This is a genomic window from Archangium sp. (assembly GCF_036389735.1).
Classification (GTDB): domain Bacteria; phylum Myxococcota; class Myxococcia; order Myxococcales; family Myxococcaceae; genus Archangium.
This window is the reverse complement of the sequence record NZ_DASVWK010000659.1, coordinates 1-17897: the sequence shown is the minus strand read 5'-3', so window position 1 is coordinate 17897 and position 17897 is coordinate 1. Positions and strand designations below refer to the sequence as shown.

The window sequence follows — 17897 nt, the reverse complement described above, 5'->3', positions numbered from 1 at the left end:
CGAAGCTTCGAGCAGAGCACCGCAGCTTGGCGCGACGATCCCACATCGTCCATCGCTCACACGCGCTGCCTGACTGACCAGTCTCGCCCCCGCCAATGGGTTGCTGGAAACTCTTAAAGTTTCCCAGGTTTCCACCCTCGTCCGAGGAGGACGCGCCATGTCCACCCCGCAGCTGCCGTCCGGGCCCCGCATCACCTCGCTGCAGACGTTCCGCTTCCTCCGCCATCCCGCCACCCTGTTGCAGGAGTGCCGCGCGCGCTACGGCGACCCCTTCACCCTGCCGCTGCCCATGGGCAACGTGGTCGTCACCGGCTCCTCCGAGGGCATCCGGGAAATCTTCAGCGCGGACCCGACTGTCTTCGAGCCGTTCGGCCAGCTTCCCCTGATCCCCGCCGTGGGGGAGAACTCGCTCCTCCTGCTGGGCGGGCAGCGCCACAAGCGCGAGCGCAAGTTGCTCATGCCTCCCTTTCATGGCGAGCGCATGCGCGCCTACGGGCAGCTCATGCGCGAGCTCACCCTCCACGCAGCCAAGGGACTGCGGCCGGGTGGCACCTTCCGCGCTCAGCACCTCACCCAGGCCATCTCCCTGGAGATCATCATCCGCGCCGTCTTCGGCATCGAGGAGCCCGCGCGCGTGCGCCGCTACCAGGAGGTGATGAACGCCTACCTGGAGAGCTACACCCCGTTGCTGATGATGGCGGTGCCCCTGCGGCGCTCCTTCGGCGGCGTGGGCCCCTGGGCCCGCTTCCAGCGCCATGTGGCCGAGCTGGACCAGTTGCTCACCGAGGAGCTCGCCACCCGGCGCGGGCGGGAGGAGGGCCACACCGACATCCTCAGCCTGCTGCTCGCCGCGCGCGACGAGGACGGCCAGCCCATGGCGGACCCCGAGCTCAAGGACGAGCTGCGCACCCTGCTGCTCGCCGGCCACGAGACGACGGCCATCGGCATGGCCTGGGCCCTCTACCACCTGCACCACGAGCCCCAGACGCTCCAGCGACTGCTGGCGGAGCTGGCCACCCTGGGCCCCGCGCCCGAGCCCGAGGCGCTCATGAAGCTGCCCTACCTCGGCGCGGTGTGCGACGAGTCCCTGCGCATCCACCCGGTGATCATCGTCGTGGGCCGGCGCACCGTCGCCCCCTTCACCCTGCGCGGGCGCGAGCTGCCCGCGGGCACTCCCGTCATGGCCTCCGTCTGGCTCACCCATAACGACCCGGCCCTCTACCCCGAGCCCGAGCGCTTCCGGCCCGAGCGCTTCCTGGAGCGGAAGTTCTCCCCCTTCGAGTACCTGCCCTTCGGCGGTGGAGCGCGACGCTGCATCGGCGCCGCCTTCGCCCAGTACGAGATGCGCGTCGTCCTCGGCACCCTGCTGGCCTCCCACCGCTTCGCGCTCGCCCATGACAGGCCCGAGCGCCCGGTGCGCCGCAACATCACCCTCGGCCCCGTCAACGGCGTGGAGCTGGTGTACTCGGGCCCGCCCCAGGGGGCCCTCGCCTGACGGAGGCCACGGCATCCGTACTGGGCGCGAACCCCGCTCACCCTCTGTGAAGAAGGCGCTCCCGAGGGTGACCTAGACGAGACACACGGAAGAAGGCTCGCCCGCTTGCACGGTGGCCCGACCCCCCTCCATCTGCTAACAAAGGTCCACCCCCGCCACAGCCCCCCGGGCGGGAGTGAACCCGAGCACATGACCTTCCCCTCGAGGCTGCACGCACTGGCGGCGTTCCTGCCCGGTTCGCTGGTACGTGCCCTCCAGGAAGATGCCTCCCGCCCCCGCGAGGGCGCCCGCGTCGAGCAGCACAGCGCCGTGCTCTTCGCCGACCTCACGGGCTTCACCGCCATGGCCGAGGCCCTCGACCACAGCGGGCCCTCCGGCGCCGAGCGCCTGCGCGGCATCCTCGACACGTGCTTCTCGCAGTTGCTCGACACGCTCGTCGCCCACGGTGGGGACGCGCTGCGCTTCGCCGGAGACGCCCTGGTGGCGCTGTGGCCGGCCGCGTCCGCCGAGGAGCTGCCCCGCGCCGTGCGGCTGGCGGCCCGGTGCGCCCAGGCCGCGCAGGATCTGATCGAGGGACTCGCCCCGGTGGACGGGGTGCGGCTGCGACTGAAGGTGGGCATCGGCGCCGGGCCCGTGCAGCTCTCGGACGTGGGGGGCGAGACGGGGCGCTGGGACTTCCTCGCCTCGGGCCAGCCGCTGCTGGAGATGGCCCGTGCCGAGCACGCCGCCCAGCCCGGCGACATCATCCTCGGCCCCAGCGCCTGGCGACACCTGCGGGGAGTGGCCGAGGGCGAGCCCCGGGGCGAGGCCGGCTGGAAGCTCGTGGCGATGGAGCCCCAGCCGCTGCCGGAGGTGCGCCCGCTGGAGCCGCGGCCGGAGCTGGAGCCCGCGCTGCGCGCCTACCTGCCCAAGGTGGTGACGCACCGGCTGGAGGCCGGCCACGGCCGCTGGCTGTCCGAGTTCCGCACCGTCACGGTGATGTTCATCAACCTGGGCACTTCGGACTTCGCCGCCGGCCAGCGGCCCGAGGAGCTCCAGCGCGCGCTGCGCACCATCCAGGCCGTCCTCTTCCGCTACGAGGGCAGCGCCAACCAGGTGGTGGTGGACGACAAGGGCGTGGTGGTGGTGGCGGCCTTCGGGCTCCCGCCGCTCTCGCACGAGGACGACCCGTCGCGCGCGGTACAGACGGCGTTGGAGCTGCGCACCGCGCTGCGCGAGCTGGGCGTGGCGTACCGCATCGGCGTGGCCACCGGGCGCGTCTTCTGCGGCACCTCGGGCGGGGCCACCCGGCGCGAGTACGTGATGGTGGGCCACACGGTGAACCTCACCGCGCGGCTGATGCAGGCCGCGGTGAATGACGTCCTGTGTGACACCACCACGCTGCGCCTGGCCTCCTCGCGACTGCGCTTCGAGACGCTCGCGCCCCTGAAGATGAAGGGGATTACCCAGCCCGTGCCCGTGTACCGCCCGGAGCCCGTCGTCGAAGGCGCGGGAGCGGCCAGTCGGGGCACGCGGGTGGTGGGCCGCCAGGAGGAGCGCACCCAGCTCACCGCGCTGGTGCGCCGCTTCACCGAGCGCGGCGTGGGTGGCACCGTGATCCTCAAGGGCGAGGCCGGCATCGGCAAGTCCGTACTGGTGGAGGAGTTGCTGGAGCACGCCACGGCCGCCCGGCTCGCCATCGCCACGGGCGCGGGCTCCACGCTGGAGCGAGCCACCACCTACCACGCGTGGCGCCCCGTGCTCTCGCGCCTGCTGGGGCTGGACACCGCGCGCCTCCTGGAGCGGCTGCGCACCCACCCCGAGGGCGAGGCCTGGGCCCCCCTGCTCAACGGGGTACTGCGCGTGGAGGTGCCGGAGAACGACGTGGTGCGGCAGATGTCCAGCGAGCTGCGCGAAGCCAACACGCGCGAGCTGCTGGTGCAGCTGCTCGACGAGTCCACCCGGGAGCGCCCGCGCGTGGTGGTGTTGGAGGACGCGCAGTGGATGGACCTCGCCTCCTGGGAGCTCGCGCTGGAGGCGCAGCGGCGGGTGAAGCGGCTGCTGCTGGTGCTCTCCACCCGCCCCTTGAGCGAGCCCCTCCGCGACGTCTTCCTCCAGCTGCGCGACTTCCCCGGCACGGTGTACCTGCCCCTGGAGCGCCTGCCCCATGAGGAGGTGCTCGCCCTGGTGCGCCAGCGGCTCGGCGTGCGCGGCCTGCCCTCCCAGGTGGCCACCGTCATCCGCGACCAGGCCGAGGGCCACCCCTTCTTCGCCGAGGAGCTCGCGTGCGCCATGCGCGATGCCGGCTACCTCACCGTCGAGGGCGGGGAGTGCCGGCTGGTGGCGCGCTCCGTGAAGAGCATGACGCTGGAGCTGCCCGGCACCATCCAGGGCCTGCTCACCAGCCGCATCGACCACCTCGACTCCCAGCAGCAGCTCACCCTCAAGGTGGCCAGCGTGCTCGGGCGCATCTTCTCCTTCGAGCTGCTGCGCGCCGTCTACCCCGAGGAGCGCGACAAGGCCACGCTGCCCGAGCACCTCACCGGGCTGGAGCGGCTGGGGCTCGTGCACCGGGAGGACTCGCCCACCGGCCCCATGTATGCCTTCCGGCACGCGCTCATCCAGGAGGCCGCCTACAACCTGATGGCCTTCTCCCAGCGCCGGGAGCTGCACCGCGCCGTGGCACGCCTCTACGAGCGCCAGCAGGAGGAGCGCGGCACCCAGCTCCAGCCCCTCGTGGCCCACCACTGGCGGCTGGCGGAGGAGACCGCTCGGGCGGTGGACTCCCTGGAGCAGGCCGCGGAGGCCGCCTTCTCGCGCGGGGCCCACCCGGAGACCATCGCCCTCCTCACCCAGGCCCAGGAGGCCGCCACCAGCCGCGCCGAGCCCGTGGACGCCCTGCGCGGCGCCCGCTGGAATACGTGGATCGCCAACGCGTACTTCGGCCTCGGGGACACCGAGCGCAGCCAGTCCCACTGCGACAGCGCCCTGCGCCTGCTGGAGCAGCCCCGGCCCTCCACCCGCTGGGCCTGGGGTGCCCGCCTCGCGTGGGAGCTGGCGCGGCATGCGTCGCGCCTCGTGCTGGGACGCTGGCCGCGGGCGGCGGAGGAGCCCCGGGAGCGGGAGCGGCTCGCGCTCGCCTCGGGCCTCTTCAGCACCCTCTCCGAGCAGTCCTTCTACGCGGCCCGGCCACTGGAGCACCTCACCGCGAGCCTCATCGCCGTCAACCTCGCGGAGACGGCGCGCGACTTCACTCCCGCCGCCCTCTCCTACAGCATGCTGGGCTACCTGTCCGGGCTCGGGCGGCTGCACGGGCTGGCACGGCGCTACTTCCGCCGCGCCTCCTCCGAGCACGAGGCGACACCTCCCATCACCGACATCCTCCAGGGCGTCTGGCACCTGAGCTTCGGGCGCTGGGACGAGGGCCTGCACCACGTGGAGCAGGGTGTCGCCACCGCCCACCGCCTCAATGCCCGCTTCACCCTGTGCATCGGCCTGGAGGCGCTGGGCATGGGGCTGGAGCTGGCGCGCGAGCCGGGCGCCGCGCAGGACGTGCGCGAGTCCATGCTGCGGGTGGCCAACGACGCCGCCAACGTCATCAACGCCATGTGGGCCCTCTCTCAGATGGCGCCCACGCTGCTGCAACTGGGCCGGCACGAGGAGGCGGTGCAGCGGCTGCGCGAGGCGGAGGCGCTGCTGCCCTGGGCGGACGCGCTCGCCCTGCCGCGCTACCACTGCAACGCGGCGCTCGTGGCCTGGAGCACCGGCGAGCCCGCCCGCGTCCTCTCCCACGCCCGCGAGGCGCTGCGCCTGCTGCGTCGGCGCCCGATGCTGTTGTGGTCCGACCTCACGGCCCTCGCCGCGCTGGGGGAGGCATGCCTGGGGCTGTGGGAGACCGCGCGTCGCGCCGGAGAGGCCCAGGCCGCCGAGCCCCGGGCCCTCGCCACCGCCGCCCTGAAGATGCTGCGCAAGGCGAGCCGGCTCTATCCCATTGGCCTCGGTCGCACCGCCCGCCTGGAGGGCACCCTCGCCTGGCTGGAGGGTCGGCCCGAGCGCGCCCAGGCCCGGTGGCGGCGTGCGCTCGAGCTCGCGCTCCAGCACCGCATGCCCACCGACGAGGGCCTCGCCCACCGCGAGCTGGCCCGCCACGCCCCCGAGCCCGACACCCGCGCGCTCCACCTCGCCGAGGCCCGCCGCGTCTTCACGCACCTGGGGGCCACGGGCTCGCTGCGGACCCTGGACGCGGTGGAGACCCTCCCGGCCCGCTCCCCGGGAAAGGCGCTCGGCTCGCGCGGCCCGTGAGCGGGGCGACTACTCCTTGCCGGAGTCCTCCACCTCGCGCGTCATCTCCACCATGGTGGGCCGCCAGCCGAGCCGCGCGAAGAGTCGCTGCGCCGCCTCGTTGCGCGACGCGGCCATCAGCATGATGCGAGGCACGCCCAGGGAGCGCAGCCGCCGCACCAGCTCCTCGGTGAGCAGCCCGCCCACGCCCGCCCCGCGCGCCGACTCCTCCACCCACACGTCATGGAGCTCGCCGTGCGCGTCGCGCAGCGCGTTCCAGTCCCGGCCCTCCACGGTGGCGTACGCGTAGCCCACCACCGCCCCATCCTTCTCCGCCACCAGCACCACCGCCCCCTGCCGCTTCAGCTCCCGGGAGAGCCACCAGCGGTAGCCGGACTCCACGTCCTCCTCGGGCGTCATGAAGCGCCGCGGGTCATAGCCGTGGTGCAGGCGGACGAGCGCCCCGCCCATGCGTCCCAGCGCGGGCGCGTCCTCGACTCTGGCCGGGCGGATGCTGACGGTCATACGGGCCTACGACATCGAGGAGGAGGAGGAGGAGGAAGGCGCCGCCGCCTCCGTCGAGCGCGGCAGCTTCACCCGGAAGGTGGCGCCCTGGCCCGGCGTGCTCTCCACCTCGATGGTGCCCCCGAACCCGGACACGATGCCGTAGACGATGGACAGGCCCAACCCCGTGCCCGTCCCCGGCGGCTTGGTGGTGAAGAAGGGGTCGAAGATGCGGCCCAGGTGCTCCGGCGCGATGCCCGTGCCGTTGTCCTTCACCTCCACCATCACCCACCCCTCCTCGCGCTCGCGCGCGGTGATGACGATCCGCGGCTCGGCCGTGTTCTGGGTGGCGTAGCCGGCGTTGTTCAGCAGGCCGAGGAAGAGCTGCTCCATGCCCGGCTCGCTGCCCTGCACGGCGGGCGCGTTCTGGAGGTCTCTCACCACCTGCGCCCGGCCCAGGTTGTAGGAGGCCGCCGACTGGGCATGGTCCAGCACCTCGTTGAGGTCCACCCGCGTCTGCGGATGCCCGTCCAGCCGCGAGAAGATGCGGAAGTCATTGACGATGCGCAGGATGCGGTCGGCGCCCATCAGCGCGTCCGAGCACACCTCGCGCATCTCGCCCGCGTCGAGCTGGTGCCGGCCGGCGAGCTGCTCGTCCAGCTCCGAGCGCAGGAAGCCCACGCTGGCCATGATGACGCTCAGCGGGTTGTTGATTTCGTGGGCCAGGCCCGCGGTGAGCCGCCCGAGCGCCTCCAGGCGCTGGGCCTGGACGAGCCGCAGCTCCAGCTTGGCCCGGTCATCCATCTCCTTGGCGATCCGCTCGTTGGCCAGGGCCAGCTCGCCGGTCCACGCCGACACCTCGCGCTTGAGGTCCTCCAGGCGGTTGTGGCTCTGCCTCAGCAGCTCCCACTTCTCGGAGAGCGCGTGCGCGAGCTGCCGCACCTCGATGTTGTCGAAGGGCTTGCGGAGGATCAGCAGGCGCTGGCTGAGCCCCAGCCGCTGCGTCATCTCCTCCCAGGAGTAGTCGGAGTAGGCCGAGCAGAGCACCACCTGCAGGTCCTCGTCCTCCTTCCACAGGCGGCGCACCGTCTCCACGCCATCCAGTCCGGGAGGCATGCGGATGTCCACGAAGGCCAGGGCATACGGCCGGCCCTCGGCCACGGCGGTCTTCACCTTGGCGATGCCCTCCTCGCCCTGGAAGGCCGAGTCCACCTCGAAGCCCGGATCCACGGGTGCTGTCGCGGGACTCCCGAAGAGCGCGGCCTCCATGGCATCCAGCGCGGTGCTGGCCGGAGGCGAGCAGAGAATCTTTCGGAAGTCCTGGTGGATGGCCTGGTTGTCGTCCACCACCAGGATGCGGCGGTTGGCTGCGGTGGGGGCGTTCATGCCCTGCTCTCCTCGCCCGCGATGGGCAGGTCGATGGTGAAAGTGGCGCCCTGGTCGCGGCCTTCGCTCGAGCAAGAGAGGGACGCATCCATCTCCGCCGCCGCCAGTGCGCTGATGTGAAGCCCGAACCCGTGTCCGTCCTTCTTCGTGGTGAAGCCCTGGGTGAACAAGCGCGGCGCGACCTCCGGCGCGATGCCCACTCCATTATCCGCCACGGCGATGCGCAACCGCTCCGCCGCCGAACGCTCCACCCGGATGGTGAGGTGCTTGTCCGCCCGCCCGCTCTCCAGCAGCGCCTGACGCGCGTTGCTCAGCAGGTTGAGGAGGATCTGCAGCAGCTTGTGCCGGTCCACCTGCACCACCAGGGGCACCTCGCTGTATTCGCGGCGCACCAGGATGCCCTGGCGCTCGAAGTTCACCGCGTGCAGCCGCAGCGCGTCGTCCAGCAGCGAGCGGACCTCCAGCCGCTCCACCACTCCCGCGAAGCGCGCGTGGGCCTGCTGCATGCTCACCACGGCCTTGATGTGCTCCACGCTCTTCTGCAACGTGTGCACTTCCTCCAGCAGCTCGTCCCGCTCGCCGCGCAGCTGCACCGCGAGCGCCTGGAGGTAGACCGGGAGCTGCTGCCCCCGCCCGTCCGCCGAGAGGAAGGCGCCCAGGTCGGCGGCATGTCGCGCCATCAGGTCCGTGGCCCTGCTCAACCCCGCCACCCGGGACTGGTGCAGCCGCTCGGCCAGCAGGTTGACGGACACGTTGACGCTGTTGAGCGCGTTGCCCACGTTGTGCAGCACCCCGGTGGCCATCTCCGCCATGCCCGCCTGGCGCGACACGTCCAGCAGGCCGCGGTGCATCTCGCTCAGCCGCGCCTCGGCTTCCTTGCGGTCGGTGATGTCGCGCCCGAAGATGGTCATCCCCACCACGTGGCCCTCGGCGCCCAGCACCGGGTTGAGGGAGATGTCCAGCACCCGGGGCGGCTTGAGCCGCGAGGGCGAGGCCTCGAAGCGCACGCGTCGGCCGGAGAGCACCTGCGCGGCGCACTCGCTCCAACGTCGGCGAAGGGACTCGGGCGCCGCCTCCGGAAAGAGCAGGGCCCCCGGCCGCAGCTCCAGCCCGATGAGCAGCCGGTACATCTCCTGGAGCGGCGAGTTGGCGGCGATCAGCCGCCCCTGGGCGTCCAGCGAGCAGACGATGTCCTCGGTGTTCTCCAGCAGGCTCGTCAGCTTGCTCTCGTTGTCGCGCAGCGTGCGCAGGGCCTGCTCGAGCGCCGCGCCCGTCTGCTCGCGCGAGGCCACCAACAACCAGCTCAACCCCCAGACGCCCAGCATGAAGATGGCGGCGAAGAAAGCCCGCAGCAGGTCGGCACCCACCAGCCCCTGCCACAGCGGCAGCACGAGGCCCACGCCCAGGGTGCCCACCACGACGAAGGGCAAGCCCCCCCGGGGCCCCAGCAGGAACATCGCCAGCACCGGAATCATCATGCAGATGGGGTGCACGCCCGCGCTGGGGTTGCGCGAGCCCAGCGCCGAGATCAGATACCCCGCCGTCAGGATGGAGCACAGCACCAGCGCCGCACCGCGCGTGGACGTCCCCCGGTGCAGCAGCCACAGCGAGCTCGAGAAGCCCGTCAGGCACAGCCCGCCCACGCCCAGCCCGAGCCACGGGGGAAGCTGGAGCCGGGGCACGTAGGCCAGGAACACCACGGCGATGAGCCCGAGGACGAGGTTGGCGCCCACCAGCATCCGGCAGCGCGACAGCTCCTCGGAGGAGGAGCGACGCAGGGGCTCGGAGAGGAACGAGTCCAGGCACGCCAGCAGCCGGCCCGTCGCGCCCCCGCGCACGACGTCCCGCCTCGGCGGTTCCAGCTCCCCGACTCCCTGTGCTCCCGCGACCCTGGTGGACGTACTCGACATGGACGAGGGCGCTCTCCCGAATGGCCCCTGCCGCGCGAGTATGCACGAAACCCGGCGAAAGCCGCAGAGTCGGAGATGCGACCCAGCCACGGAAAGGGTCCGCTCGCTGAGTCTCTTGCTACCCAGCCCGGGTAGACTTCACCTCACTCCCCGGCTACTCCTCCCACTCCACGTGAAGGACGGCGCCCCGGCCGTCTCGCGCCACCACGCGCGTCTTCACGTTCCGGGCCCCCGCCAGCCCCAGGCTGGCCTCCAGCACGCCCTGGTAATAGGAGGGCTGATCCATCACCTCGTTGAGCCATACCTCGCACGAGGTGGGAGAGAGTTCAGTGAGCCGGGACTCCACGTAGTTGTCCGCGCTACGCAGGGTGTTGTTCAGCCGGCGCAGCGAGCGCAGCGGCCCGAGCAACCGGGCCACGCCCACCATGGCGCGGCCCATCAGCGTGTGCACCATGCCGTTGACCACCTCCCGCCCCAGGTGGCGCCACGCCTCGGCCCGCGGCAGCAGCGGATAGAGGTCCCCGACGGCGATCTCCAGGCCGCGCCGCCACGTCTCGTACGGGTAGGCCGGGAGCAGGGGCTTGGACAGGTCCACCCCCGCCTCGCGCAGCGCCTGCCAGGCCGGGGACGACAGCCGCGTGCGCAGGGAGAAGCGGAAGAGCCCTTCCACCGTGTGCTCGAACACCAACCGCCGCCGGGGCGTCGCCGACCGCGCGACCCCCAGCCCCGCCGTTTCCTCGAGCCCCTGCATGCCCCACGCTCCCGTCACAATCACACGGGAAAATTAGGAATCCGTCCCCCCAATCCCCAGTGCGACGCCGATCAGCGGGGCGGGCCGGTGATGGCTGGTGAACGGTCGCTCCCACTCGCGGCGCAGGGGAACGTTCACTGAACGACGCGGTTGCCCGACGCGTCCCCGAGGGAGACGTCGTCATAGGCGTGCCCCTCGGCGAAGGCGGCGATGCGGTACCACAGGGCATCGAAGGCGGGCTGGTCGAAGCCGGAGGACGAGGTGAGCAGATCATACCGCCGGAAGGCCCCGTGCGTGTCGTCGGCCACGTCGGACTGGAAGTGGCCGATGACGTCGCCGTGGTCCGCCTCGACGAGGAAGCAGGAGGAGGGCTCGGGCCACACCTGGGAGACGGTATTCACGAGTCCGTCGTTGTCGGCGGGGGTGAGCATGCGGCTCGTCTTGGGCTCCATCAACTCGCGCACGGCGCCCGGCGGGCCCAGCCGAGGCACCGGGGCGTCGGCGGTGAGGGCGTGGATGCGGTTGAAGAGGTCGAACCACCGCCCCGGCTTGGGCCGCGCCACGGTGACGATGGAGGCGTAGCGGATGCCGTGCTCCTCGAGGAAGCGTTGCTCGTGCGTGGGGTCGTCCTCGTGCGCGGGGCTGGGGGGCACGCCCCGGGGCCGCAGGGGGCTGAGGTCTCCGAGGGCCGAGGAGTCGCTGGCCATGTGGAGCAGCCAGCGCAGCAGGTCGAAGTACGCGGCGCGGGCCAGGGCGCCCTGGTAGGGGCCGCCCGTGCGCGCGTGGCAGCCCTCCAGGGTGTCGAGGAAGGCGTCGATCCAGTTGGCGGACTCCTGGCGCTTGTCACGCAGCAGGAGGCCACGGATGAGCCGGCTGCTGCCCGAGGTGCCGCGCTCGCGCAGGCCGCGCACGGACTCGTAGGCCAGCCGCAGCAGGGGACGGTAGACGAGGGAGCGCAGCAACGGCTGGTTCGCCTTGGCCGCGAGGTTGGTTCCGCGCTGGGGCACGGAGAGGAACTGCACGGAGCGCAGGTGGCCGAGCACCGCCAGCGTGGCGGCCTCGCGGCCCTTGTGCGGGGACGCCTCCAGCTCCCAGTAGCGCAGGAGGAGCTGGCGGATGTCGAGCCCGCCGGTGGAGTGCCCCACGAGGTGGATTTCATCCCCCGGGCGGATCTCCCGGCGGCGCCAGCGCTCGTCGAGGAAGGTGAGGAGCTGCTCGGCGCGGGTGCTCACGCTGGCCATGGGCAGGTTGGGGAAGTAGTGCAGCACGAGGGACTGGCAGCGCTCCAGCACGCCGGTGACACCTTCGTAGTAGCGCAGGGTGCCGAGCGCATCGAAGCCACCGAAACCTGGGACGAGGACGAGATGACGGTTCATCGGGAACACCTCCGGGCGCCAGTGAAGAGGAAGGCGGGGTGCGAGGCAATGGCCCTCGGGGTCGAGGAGATGTAGACACCTGAACCCATGCGCCTGCCCCCCAGCGCCCGCCCCTTGATGCAGTGGCTCTTCCTCGGTGGCCTCGTGGGCATCGTCTCGGGCGTGGCCTCGGCGGTGTTCCTGTACCTGTTGGACCTGGCCACGGACTTCCGCGAGCGGCACACCGCCATCGTCTACACGCTGCCGGTGGCCGGGCTGGTGCTGGGCGCCCTCTATGACCGGTGGGGCAAGCCCATCCGGGGCGGCAACAACCTGGTCATCGACAGCGTGCACGAGGGCGACACGCGGATTCCGCTGCGCATGGCGCCCATGGTGCTGCTGGGCACGGTGCTCACGCACCTCTTCGGAGGCAGCGCCGGCCGCGAGGGCACCGCGGTGCAGATGGGCGGGAGCCTCGCGGACGCGGTGGCCCGGCGCTTCGGGGTGACGGCGACCACCCGGCGCGAGCTGCTCGCCGCGGGCATCGCCGGGGGCTTCGGCTCGGTGTTCGGCACGCCCATCGCGGGCACGATGTTCGGCCTGGAGGTGGTGGTCATCGGCCGCATGAGCTACGAGGCGCTGCTGCCCTCGCTGGTGGCGGCGGTGGTGGGGGACCTGGTGACGCGTGGGCTGGGCATCGTGCACACGCCCTACCCCGTGCCCGCGCCCCTGCCACTCACCGTGCCGCTGCTGGGCAAGTGGCTCGTGTTCGCCGTGGCGGTGGCGGGAGTGGCCGTGCTCTTCGTGGAGCTGACACACCGGCTGAAGAAGGCGTGGGAGCGCCACGTGCCCGCGCTGCCGCTGCGCATGGCCGCGGGAGGCGCGCTGGTGGTGGCGCTGTGGTGGCTGGTGGGCACGGACGCGTACCTGGGCCTGGGTGTCCCCACGATTCTGCGCGCCTTCTCGGACCCGAACCTGCCCGGCGAGGCCTTCGCGCTCAAGCTGCTCTTCACCGCCCTCACCTTGAGCGCGGGCTTCCTCGGGGGAGAGGTGACGCCGCTCTTCTTCATCGGCGCGGCGCTCGGCAACGTGCTGGCGCGGCTGCTCGGGCTGCCGTTGGACCTGGGCGCGGCGGTGGGACTGGCCGCCCTGTTCGCCGCCGCGGCCAACACCCCGCTCGCGCTGTCCATCATGGCGGTGGAGCTGCTCGGCGCGAGTGTGCTGCCCCATGTGGTCATCGTCTCCACCGTCGCCTATCTGCTCACGGGCCACCGGGGCATCTACCCTTCGCAGCGCCTCGGGCGGCTGAAGCACGGAGGGCCCCTGCTGCGCCGCCTGGTGCCGCTGCGCGAGCTGCCCCAGGAGCCCGACCGGCCCGGCGTGGACAGGGCGCCGGAGTAGTCCTAGAAACATGTCTCCATGGATGACGCTCGTCAGGAGAGGATCGTCGAGTTGTGCTCCGAGGGAGAGCGCCTGGCGGAGCAGCGGGAGCTCGGGACGGCGCTCTTGAAGTTCCGCGAGGCCGTCGCGCTCATGCCCCGGCCCGTGGAGGAGCACGACGCGGCGGCCCGGGTGCTCACCGCCATGGGGGACGTGTGCTTCCTGCTGGGAAGGTTCAGCGAGGGGAAGCATGCCCTCCAGGGAGCGATGCGCAGCTGCGAGGGGCAGATCGTCCCCTTCATCCACCTGAGGCTGGGGCAGTGCGAGCTGGAGCTCGGCAACCGGGAGCGCGCCGTGGACGAGTTCGCTCGGGCCTACCGCAGTGGCGGGGAGGAGCTGTTCTCGGGAGAGGACCCCAAGTACCTCGAGCTCGTGAGTACCCCGTACCAGCGATGAGAACCTCGTCGAAGCTCTCCCGCGGGAGATGACGGGATGACGAAGTTCTATTGGCTCAGAGATCCCAAGGAGTGGCGGTGCACGGGCGACCTCAGCAGGGCCAGGCACAAGTGGGGGGGTCTGCCCGGAGTCCACTGTTCTGAGTGCGGAGCCACCTGGGCCGGGAGCGTGACGGCCTTTCCGGGTGTGGACCTCTCCTCCCTGCCGGAGCGAAGGGAGGAGAGGTCCCCGGCCAGAACCCCTCGATGAATTCGTGCGGCTGCGCGAACGGGTGCGACCCCTCGTACCTCCCGGAGCACAACTGCTCCCAGGCGCCCAATTCGGGCCACTCGTGGGCACGGTCAGCGGTACCTTCACCCCTCTCTTCTTCTATTTCATCGAGATGCCGGTGATACATCGCGAGGCATTCGAGCGACTCCAAGCCGAGGGCGTGCGTGGACTGAAGGGGTTTCCGACGGAGCTGCGCTTCCGACAGAAGAAGCACCCGGAGTTGTTGGAGTTGGAAATCCTGCCCCACGGCAGGATGCACATCGACTGCCTGCCACCAGACCGCCCGCCCAAGTGCGAGAAGTGTGGCCGCAATGGATTCAGACGTCCGGATGAGCCCATCCTGGACGCAGCCACACTCCCGCGAGATCGAGACCTGTTCCGGCTCGCGGACTTCGAGTCGACCTTCATCTGCACCGAGCGTTTCGTGGACGCGGTGCGACGCCTGGAACTGGATGGAGTCGACTTCCGCGAGGTGCCTGTGCGTTGAAGCGAGTCACCCCGGCACATCCGGAGAGAGCGCCCGGCGGATGACGGGCGTGAGGTCCGTCGCGCCGAGTGCGTCCACCGCGAGTTCCCAGCGGCCCTCGGCGCACAGGCCGCTCAAGCCTCCCTCCTCATATGCTTGTACAGCAGCAGCCCTCAGTGCTTCACGCACCGCCTCGGCGACCGCGCGGCCAACCTCGTCGCAGCGCTTGCACTCGAGCTCGATACCCAGTCGGCTGCGCCGTCCCTCCTCCGTGAGCACCCAGGGGCGCTCCGTCCACGGCGGCTGGTGACGCATGTGCTGCCGGTGGCCGCATGCGAGGTCCGCGACCCAGTGGTTCTCACTGTCGAGGTGGAACCCGGAGATCTTCTGGTTCACGCGTCGCGGCCCAGACTACGCCTGCGGCGGGGCGTCGACCTGGGGCCGCGGCTGCGGCGCGGACGCGGGCTGGGCCCGGCGGTACTCCTCGTAGCCCTTGGAGTAGGTGCCGCCGAAGAGCTTGTCCAGGTAGCCGAAGAAGCCCGCGTAGTTGCCGAAGAACCGCCGGTGGTGGAAGTCGTGGTAGGCCGGCCCCTTGTAGAAGGGGAAGAGCAGCGCCGGGTTCCACGGCACGTCGTAGCCCGAGTGCCCGTCGGCCGCCTCCAACTGCCGGAAGACGATCCACGCCCACAGCGTCACCACGTGCGCCCCCACCAGCGAGGGGCCCGTCATCACCAGCGTCGAGGTGAGCATGAACTCGGCCACGTGCATGTAGTTGCCCGTGAGCGCGAAGGGCGTGGTGATGCGGTGGTGCACCGAGTGCACGTGCTTGTAGAGCCACGGCGTGTGCAGCGTCCGGTGCATCCAGTAGTAGAGGAAGTCGTCCAGGACGATGAAGAAGAGGATCTGCCCGACCACCACGTACCAGGCCGGCAGCTCGCCCATGTGGATGCCCGACAGCCGCATCAGCGGCCAGGCCAACAGCACCCCCATGAAGGACACCAGGTTGTTGAAGGCGAAGCGCCCCAGGGACGGCTTGAGCCACCGATCCACCGGGAAGTCCTTGCCCTGCACCCGGTACTTGCGCAGCGACTCGGGATTCTTGTGGGCGAGCCACGTCCAGGGCAGCGCGAACACCAGGAACGCGATCATGCTCAGCAGCGCGGAGCAGACGCCGACGTAGAAGAAACGCTCCTCCTGGTACATGGCCAGGAGGCCGTTGAAAGTGTTCGTGGCGCCGTCCATACCGCCCTCCCGCGATGACCCACACGGGAAGCATGCACTCCGGCCTTGCCGTGAAGCCTCCCAGTCAGACCTCGCACTCTAGCCTGTGGCGCCACAGGCCGCGAGATGTCCCCCCGAGTCCCCTCGATTCCTTCCTACCTGTCGAATTTCACCCCGCGGCGCGCAGGGAGAAGCTCACCGGGATGACGAACTCGACCGCCTCCCGGGACAGCTCGGGGGGCAGGGGCGAGAAGGGTGCGGCGGCCTCCACCACGCGCAGCGCCTCCAGGTCCAACACCCGGAAGCGCGAGGAGCCCTCGAGCCTCGGCGGCCCGGCCAGCGAACCATCCCGGTTGATGCGGACGAGGACCCGGGCCGTCCCCTCCAGCCGGAGCCGCACCGCCTGTGGTGGGTAGCGCAGCCCCCGAGTCACACTGCGCGAGAGCTGCTCGCGATAGGCCACCAGCTCCGAGCCCGCTCCCGAGTCACCCCCACCCGGGGAGCCCACCGCCTCCGTCTCCGTCGAGCCCTTGTCCGACAGTCCCCCTGTCCCAGGGGCCCATGCGTCCACGGCGCCCGGTAGGCCACCAGCGGGAAGGGGCTCGGGCGCCGGAGCCTCGGGCGTCGGAGCCTCGCGCGTCGGAGCCTCGGATACCGGTTCGGAGGGAGCGGCCACCGGAGTGGGCGGAGACCCGGGGGCCTTGCGTCGGCGGGGCGAGGGCGGGGCCGGGTGCGCGACGCTCACGGGAGCGGGCGAGGGGGCTTCGGTGGAGACCCACACGAGTCGCACCTCCAGGGGTCTCCCCGGCTCGACGCGCTCCGGCTCCGACGCACCGCGCCACAAGGCCACGGCGCCGAGCACGTGCACCGCCACCGAGACGCCCAGGGCCGCGAACACGCGCGCGGCGCTCCGCTCCCTGGTTCCCTGGACGGCTCCCGGCGTCATCTCCCGCGGTCTGTACGTCAGGACGCCCCGCTCGGCAACACGGGCCCCCGAGGAGAGCAGGCGACCTGGCTCTCAGAGGTACTTGCCGAAGAGCACCGTCACCCGCTCCGACAGCCGCTTGAAGAGGCCGCGCCGACGCCACGAGTCCCAGCGGATTTCACTCGAGTGGAGCAGGTCCTCCTCGAAGGACCGGGCGAGCTTCGCGGCCAGTTCCGCGTCGTCCACCACCAGGGAGCCCTCCTCCGCGCTGAGCGCCAGCGGGTCCAGGTTCGTCGAGCCCACCATGGACAGCCGGTCGTCCACCAGCAGCGTCTTGGAGTGCATCATCGACACCTCGTACTCCCAGATGCGCACCCCGTTCTCCAGCAGCCGCGCGTAGGTGGCGCGCTGGCCCTCGTGGACGGGGGGGATGTCGTGGTGCCGCCCGGGGGTGAGCACCCGCACGTCCACCCCCGCCTTCGCCTTGGCGATGAGCATGTCCTGGATGGGCCCCGTGGGGATGAAGTACGAGTTGGCGATCCACAACCGCTTCTTCGCCGAGGCGATGGCCAGCAGCGTCATCCGCTCGGCGTTGGTGAGCACGGGCTCGCCGGTGTGGGTGACGAAGCCGGCCCGCGCCTCGCCCTGGGAGACCATGGGCTCGGGGAAGGCCTCGGGTGGGAGCAGATCGCCCCCCGCCTCCTGCCAGTTCTGCGCGAACGCCAGCTGGATGCCGCGCACCGCCGGCCCCTGCACCCAGATGTTGGCGTCGCGCCACTCGCCCGGCTTGCGCCCCCCGCCCTCCCAGACCCGCCAGATACCCCAGCCGCCGGTGAGCCCGGACACCCCATCGCGCACGGCCAGCTTGCGGTGCAGCCGCGACTGGAGCCGCTTGAGGTTGAGCGCGGAGACGGTGCCCCGAATGGGGCGGAACATGCGCACCTCGCATCCGGCCGCCACCAGCTGGGGCCCCACGTCGTCCTGGAAGCGCATGCTGCCCAGCGGATCCACCAGGATGCGGCAGACCACCCCGGGGTGGCGCTCGCGCAGGGCCTTGAGGAGCCGATCCGAGGGGTCTCCCGGGCGCCAGATGTAGACGAGGATGTGGATGCTGGAGCGAGCGGCGCGAATCTCCTGCTCGAGGATGTCGAAGACCTGCCCGTTGTGGACGAGTTCCACCTTGTTACCGGGCTCCAGCTCCACGCCCACCGTCTGGTACCAGGCGAGCGACATGCCCTCGTTCGTCTCGGGAACGGTGTCCCGGATGCGCAGGGCATGCCGGGAGTTCGGCAGGGGACAACCCGCCACCAGCAGGGCGAGCACCAACAGCGGCCACGGATTCTTCACGCGCTCGAAGCTAGTCACGTCCCTGGCGTCCGCCCGCGCGGCAAGCGTGCCGTCCACTCGCCGACAGCGCGGTCCGTCCACCTGTCCGCTGGTACGCGTCGGGGAAGGTGTACCCGTGGACGATGCGAGGCCCCGGTCCCATCCCTCGGAGTACGAGTCCCTGAAAGGAAC

At 71.3% G+C, this 17897-nt stretch carries 13 protein-coding genes and 1 pseudogene; 5 read left to right on the top strand and 9 right to left on the bottom strand.

Going from position 1 to position 17897, the window contains the following annotated elements:
- The first annotated feature begins 157 nt into the window (after positions 1–157).
- Both VF794_RS23120 and VF794_RS23115 read left to right on the top strand, forming a co-directional pair.
- Positions 158–1495 carry a cytochrome P450 gene (locus tag VF794_RS23120; protein WP_331113889.1) on the top strand — a complete coding sequence of 446 codons (1338 nt, stop codon included), beginning with the start codon at positions 158–160 and terminating at the stop codon, positions 1493–1495.
- Between the two features lie 189 nt (positions 1496–1684).
- Entirely contained in the window at positions 1685–5776 is a 4092-nt protein-coding gene (locus VF794_RS23115; protein ID WP_331113887.1) for an AAA family ATPase, read from the top strand.
- A gap of 9 nt (positions 5777–5785) precedes the next feature.
- Here the strand turns inward: VF794_RS23115 and VF794_RS23110 are convergent, their stop codons facing one another.
- The 5 genes from VF794_RS23110 to VF794_RS23090 form a co-directional block, all read right to left on the bottom strand.
- Positions 5786–6280 (bottom strand): GNAT family N-acetyltransferase, encoded by a 495-nt coding sequence (locus VF794_RS23110; RefSeq protein WP_331113885.1) that lies wholly within the window; start codon positions 6278–6280, stop codon positions 5786–5788.
- Between the two features lie 6 nt (positions 6281–6286).
- Entirely contained in the window at positions 6287–7645 is a 1359-nt protein-coding gene (locus tag VF794_RS23105) for a hybrid sensor histidine kinase/response regulator (RefSeq protein WP_331113883.1), read from the bottom strand.
- Positions 7642–9483, bottom strand: a complete 1842-nt coding sequence (locus VF794_RS23100) for an ATP-binding protein (RefSeq protein ID WP_331113881.1) — start codon at positions 9481–9483, stop codon at positions 7642–7644. Before VF794_RS23100 ends, VF794_RS23105 begins: the two co-directional genes overlap by 4 nt.
- A gap of 226 nt (positions 9484–9709) precedes the next feature.
- The gene (locus tag VF794_RS23095) at positions 9710–10306 is read right to left on the bottom strand and encodes a DUF2378 family protein (protein ID WP_331113879.1); all 597 of its coding nucleotides are present in this window, start codon (positions 10304–10306) and stop codon (positions 9710–9712) included.
- A gap of 134 nt (positions 10307–10440) precedes the next feature.
- Positions 10441–11682 carry a hypothetical protein gene (locus VF794_RS23090; protein WP_331113878.1) on the bottom strand — a complete coding sequence of 414 codons (1242 nt, stop codon included), beginning with the start codon at positions 11680–11682 and terminating at the stop codon, positions 10441–10443.
- Positions 11683–11769: 87 nt separating this feature from the next.
- On the opposite strand from VF794_RS23090, the gene VF794_RS23085 reads away from it, so the two are divergent.
- The 3 genes and pseudogenes from VF794_RS23085 (at position 11770) to VF794_RS23070 (ending at position 14254) form a co-directional block, all read left to right on the top strand.
- Positions 11770–13062 carry a chloride channel protein gene (locus VF794_RS23085; RefSeq protein ID WP_331113876.1) on the top strand — a complete coding sequence of 431 codons (1293 nt, stop codon included), beginning with the start codon at positions 11770–11772 and terminating at the stop codon, positions 13060–13062.
- Positions 13063–13080: 18 nt separating this feature from the next.
- Positions 13081–13497, top strand: a complete 417-nt coding sequence (locus VF794_RS23080; RefSeq protein WP_331113874.1) for a hypothetical protein — start codon at positions 13081–13083, stop codon at positions 13495–13497.
- A 36-nt stretch (positions 13498–13533) separates the two neighbouring features.
- Positions 13534–14254 (top strand): annotated as a pseudogene (locus VF794_RS23070) (double-CXXCG motif protein).
- Between the two features lie 6 nt (positions 14255–14260).
- Here the strand turns inward: VF794_RS23070 and VF794_RS23065 are convergent.
- From VF794_RS23065 to VF794_RS23050, 4 genes are all read right to left on the bottom strand, one after another.
- Positions 14261–14629: a DUF3565 domain-containing protein gene (locus VF794_RS23065; protein WP_331113867.1), complete on the bottom strand. Its 369-nt coding sequence runs from the start codon at positions 14627–14629 to the stop codon at positions 14261–14263.
- A gap of 15 nt (positions 14630–14644) precedes the next feature.
- Positions 14645–15475 (bottom strand): sterol desaturase family protein, encoded by an 831-nt coding sequence (locus tag VF794_RS23060; protein WP_331113865.1) that lies wholly within the window; start codon positions 15473–15475, stop codon positions 14645–14647.
- Positions 15476–15623: 148 nt separating this feature from the next.
- Entirely contained in the window at positions 15624–16400 is a 777-nt protein-coding gene (locus tag VF794_RS23055; RefSeq protein ID WP_331113864.1) for a TonB family protein, read from the bottom strand.
- Between the two features lie 72 nt (positions 16401–16472).
- Entirely contained in the window at positions 16473–17726 is a 1254-nt protein-coding gene (locus VF794_RS23050) for a phospholipase D-like domain-containing protein (RefSeq protein WP_331113862.1), read from the bottom strand.
- Positions 17727–17897: the final 171 nt, after the last annotated feature.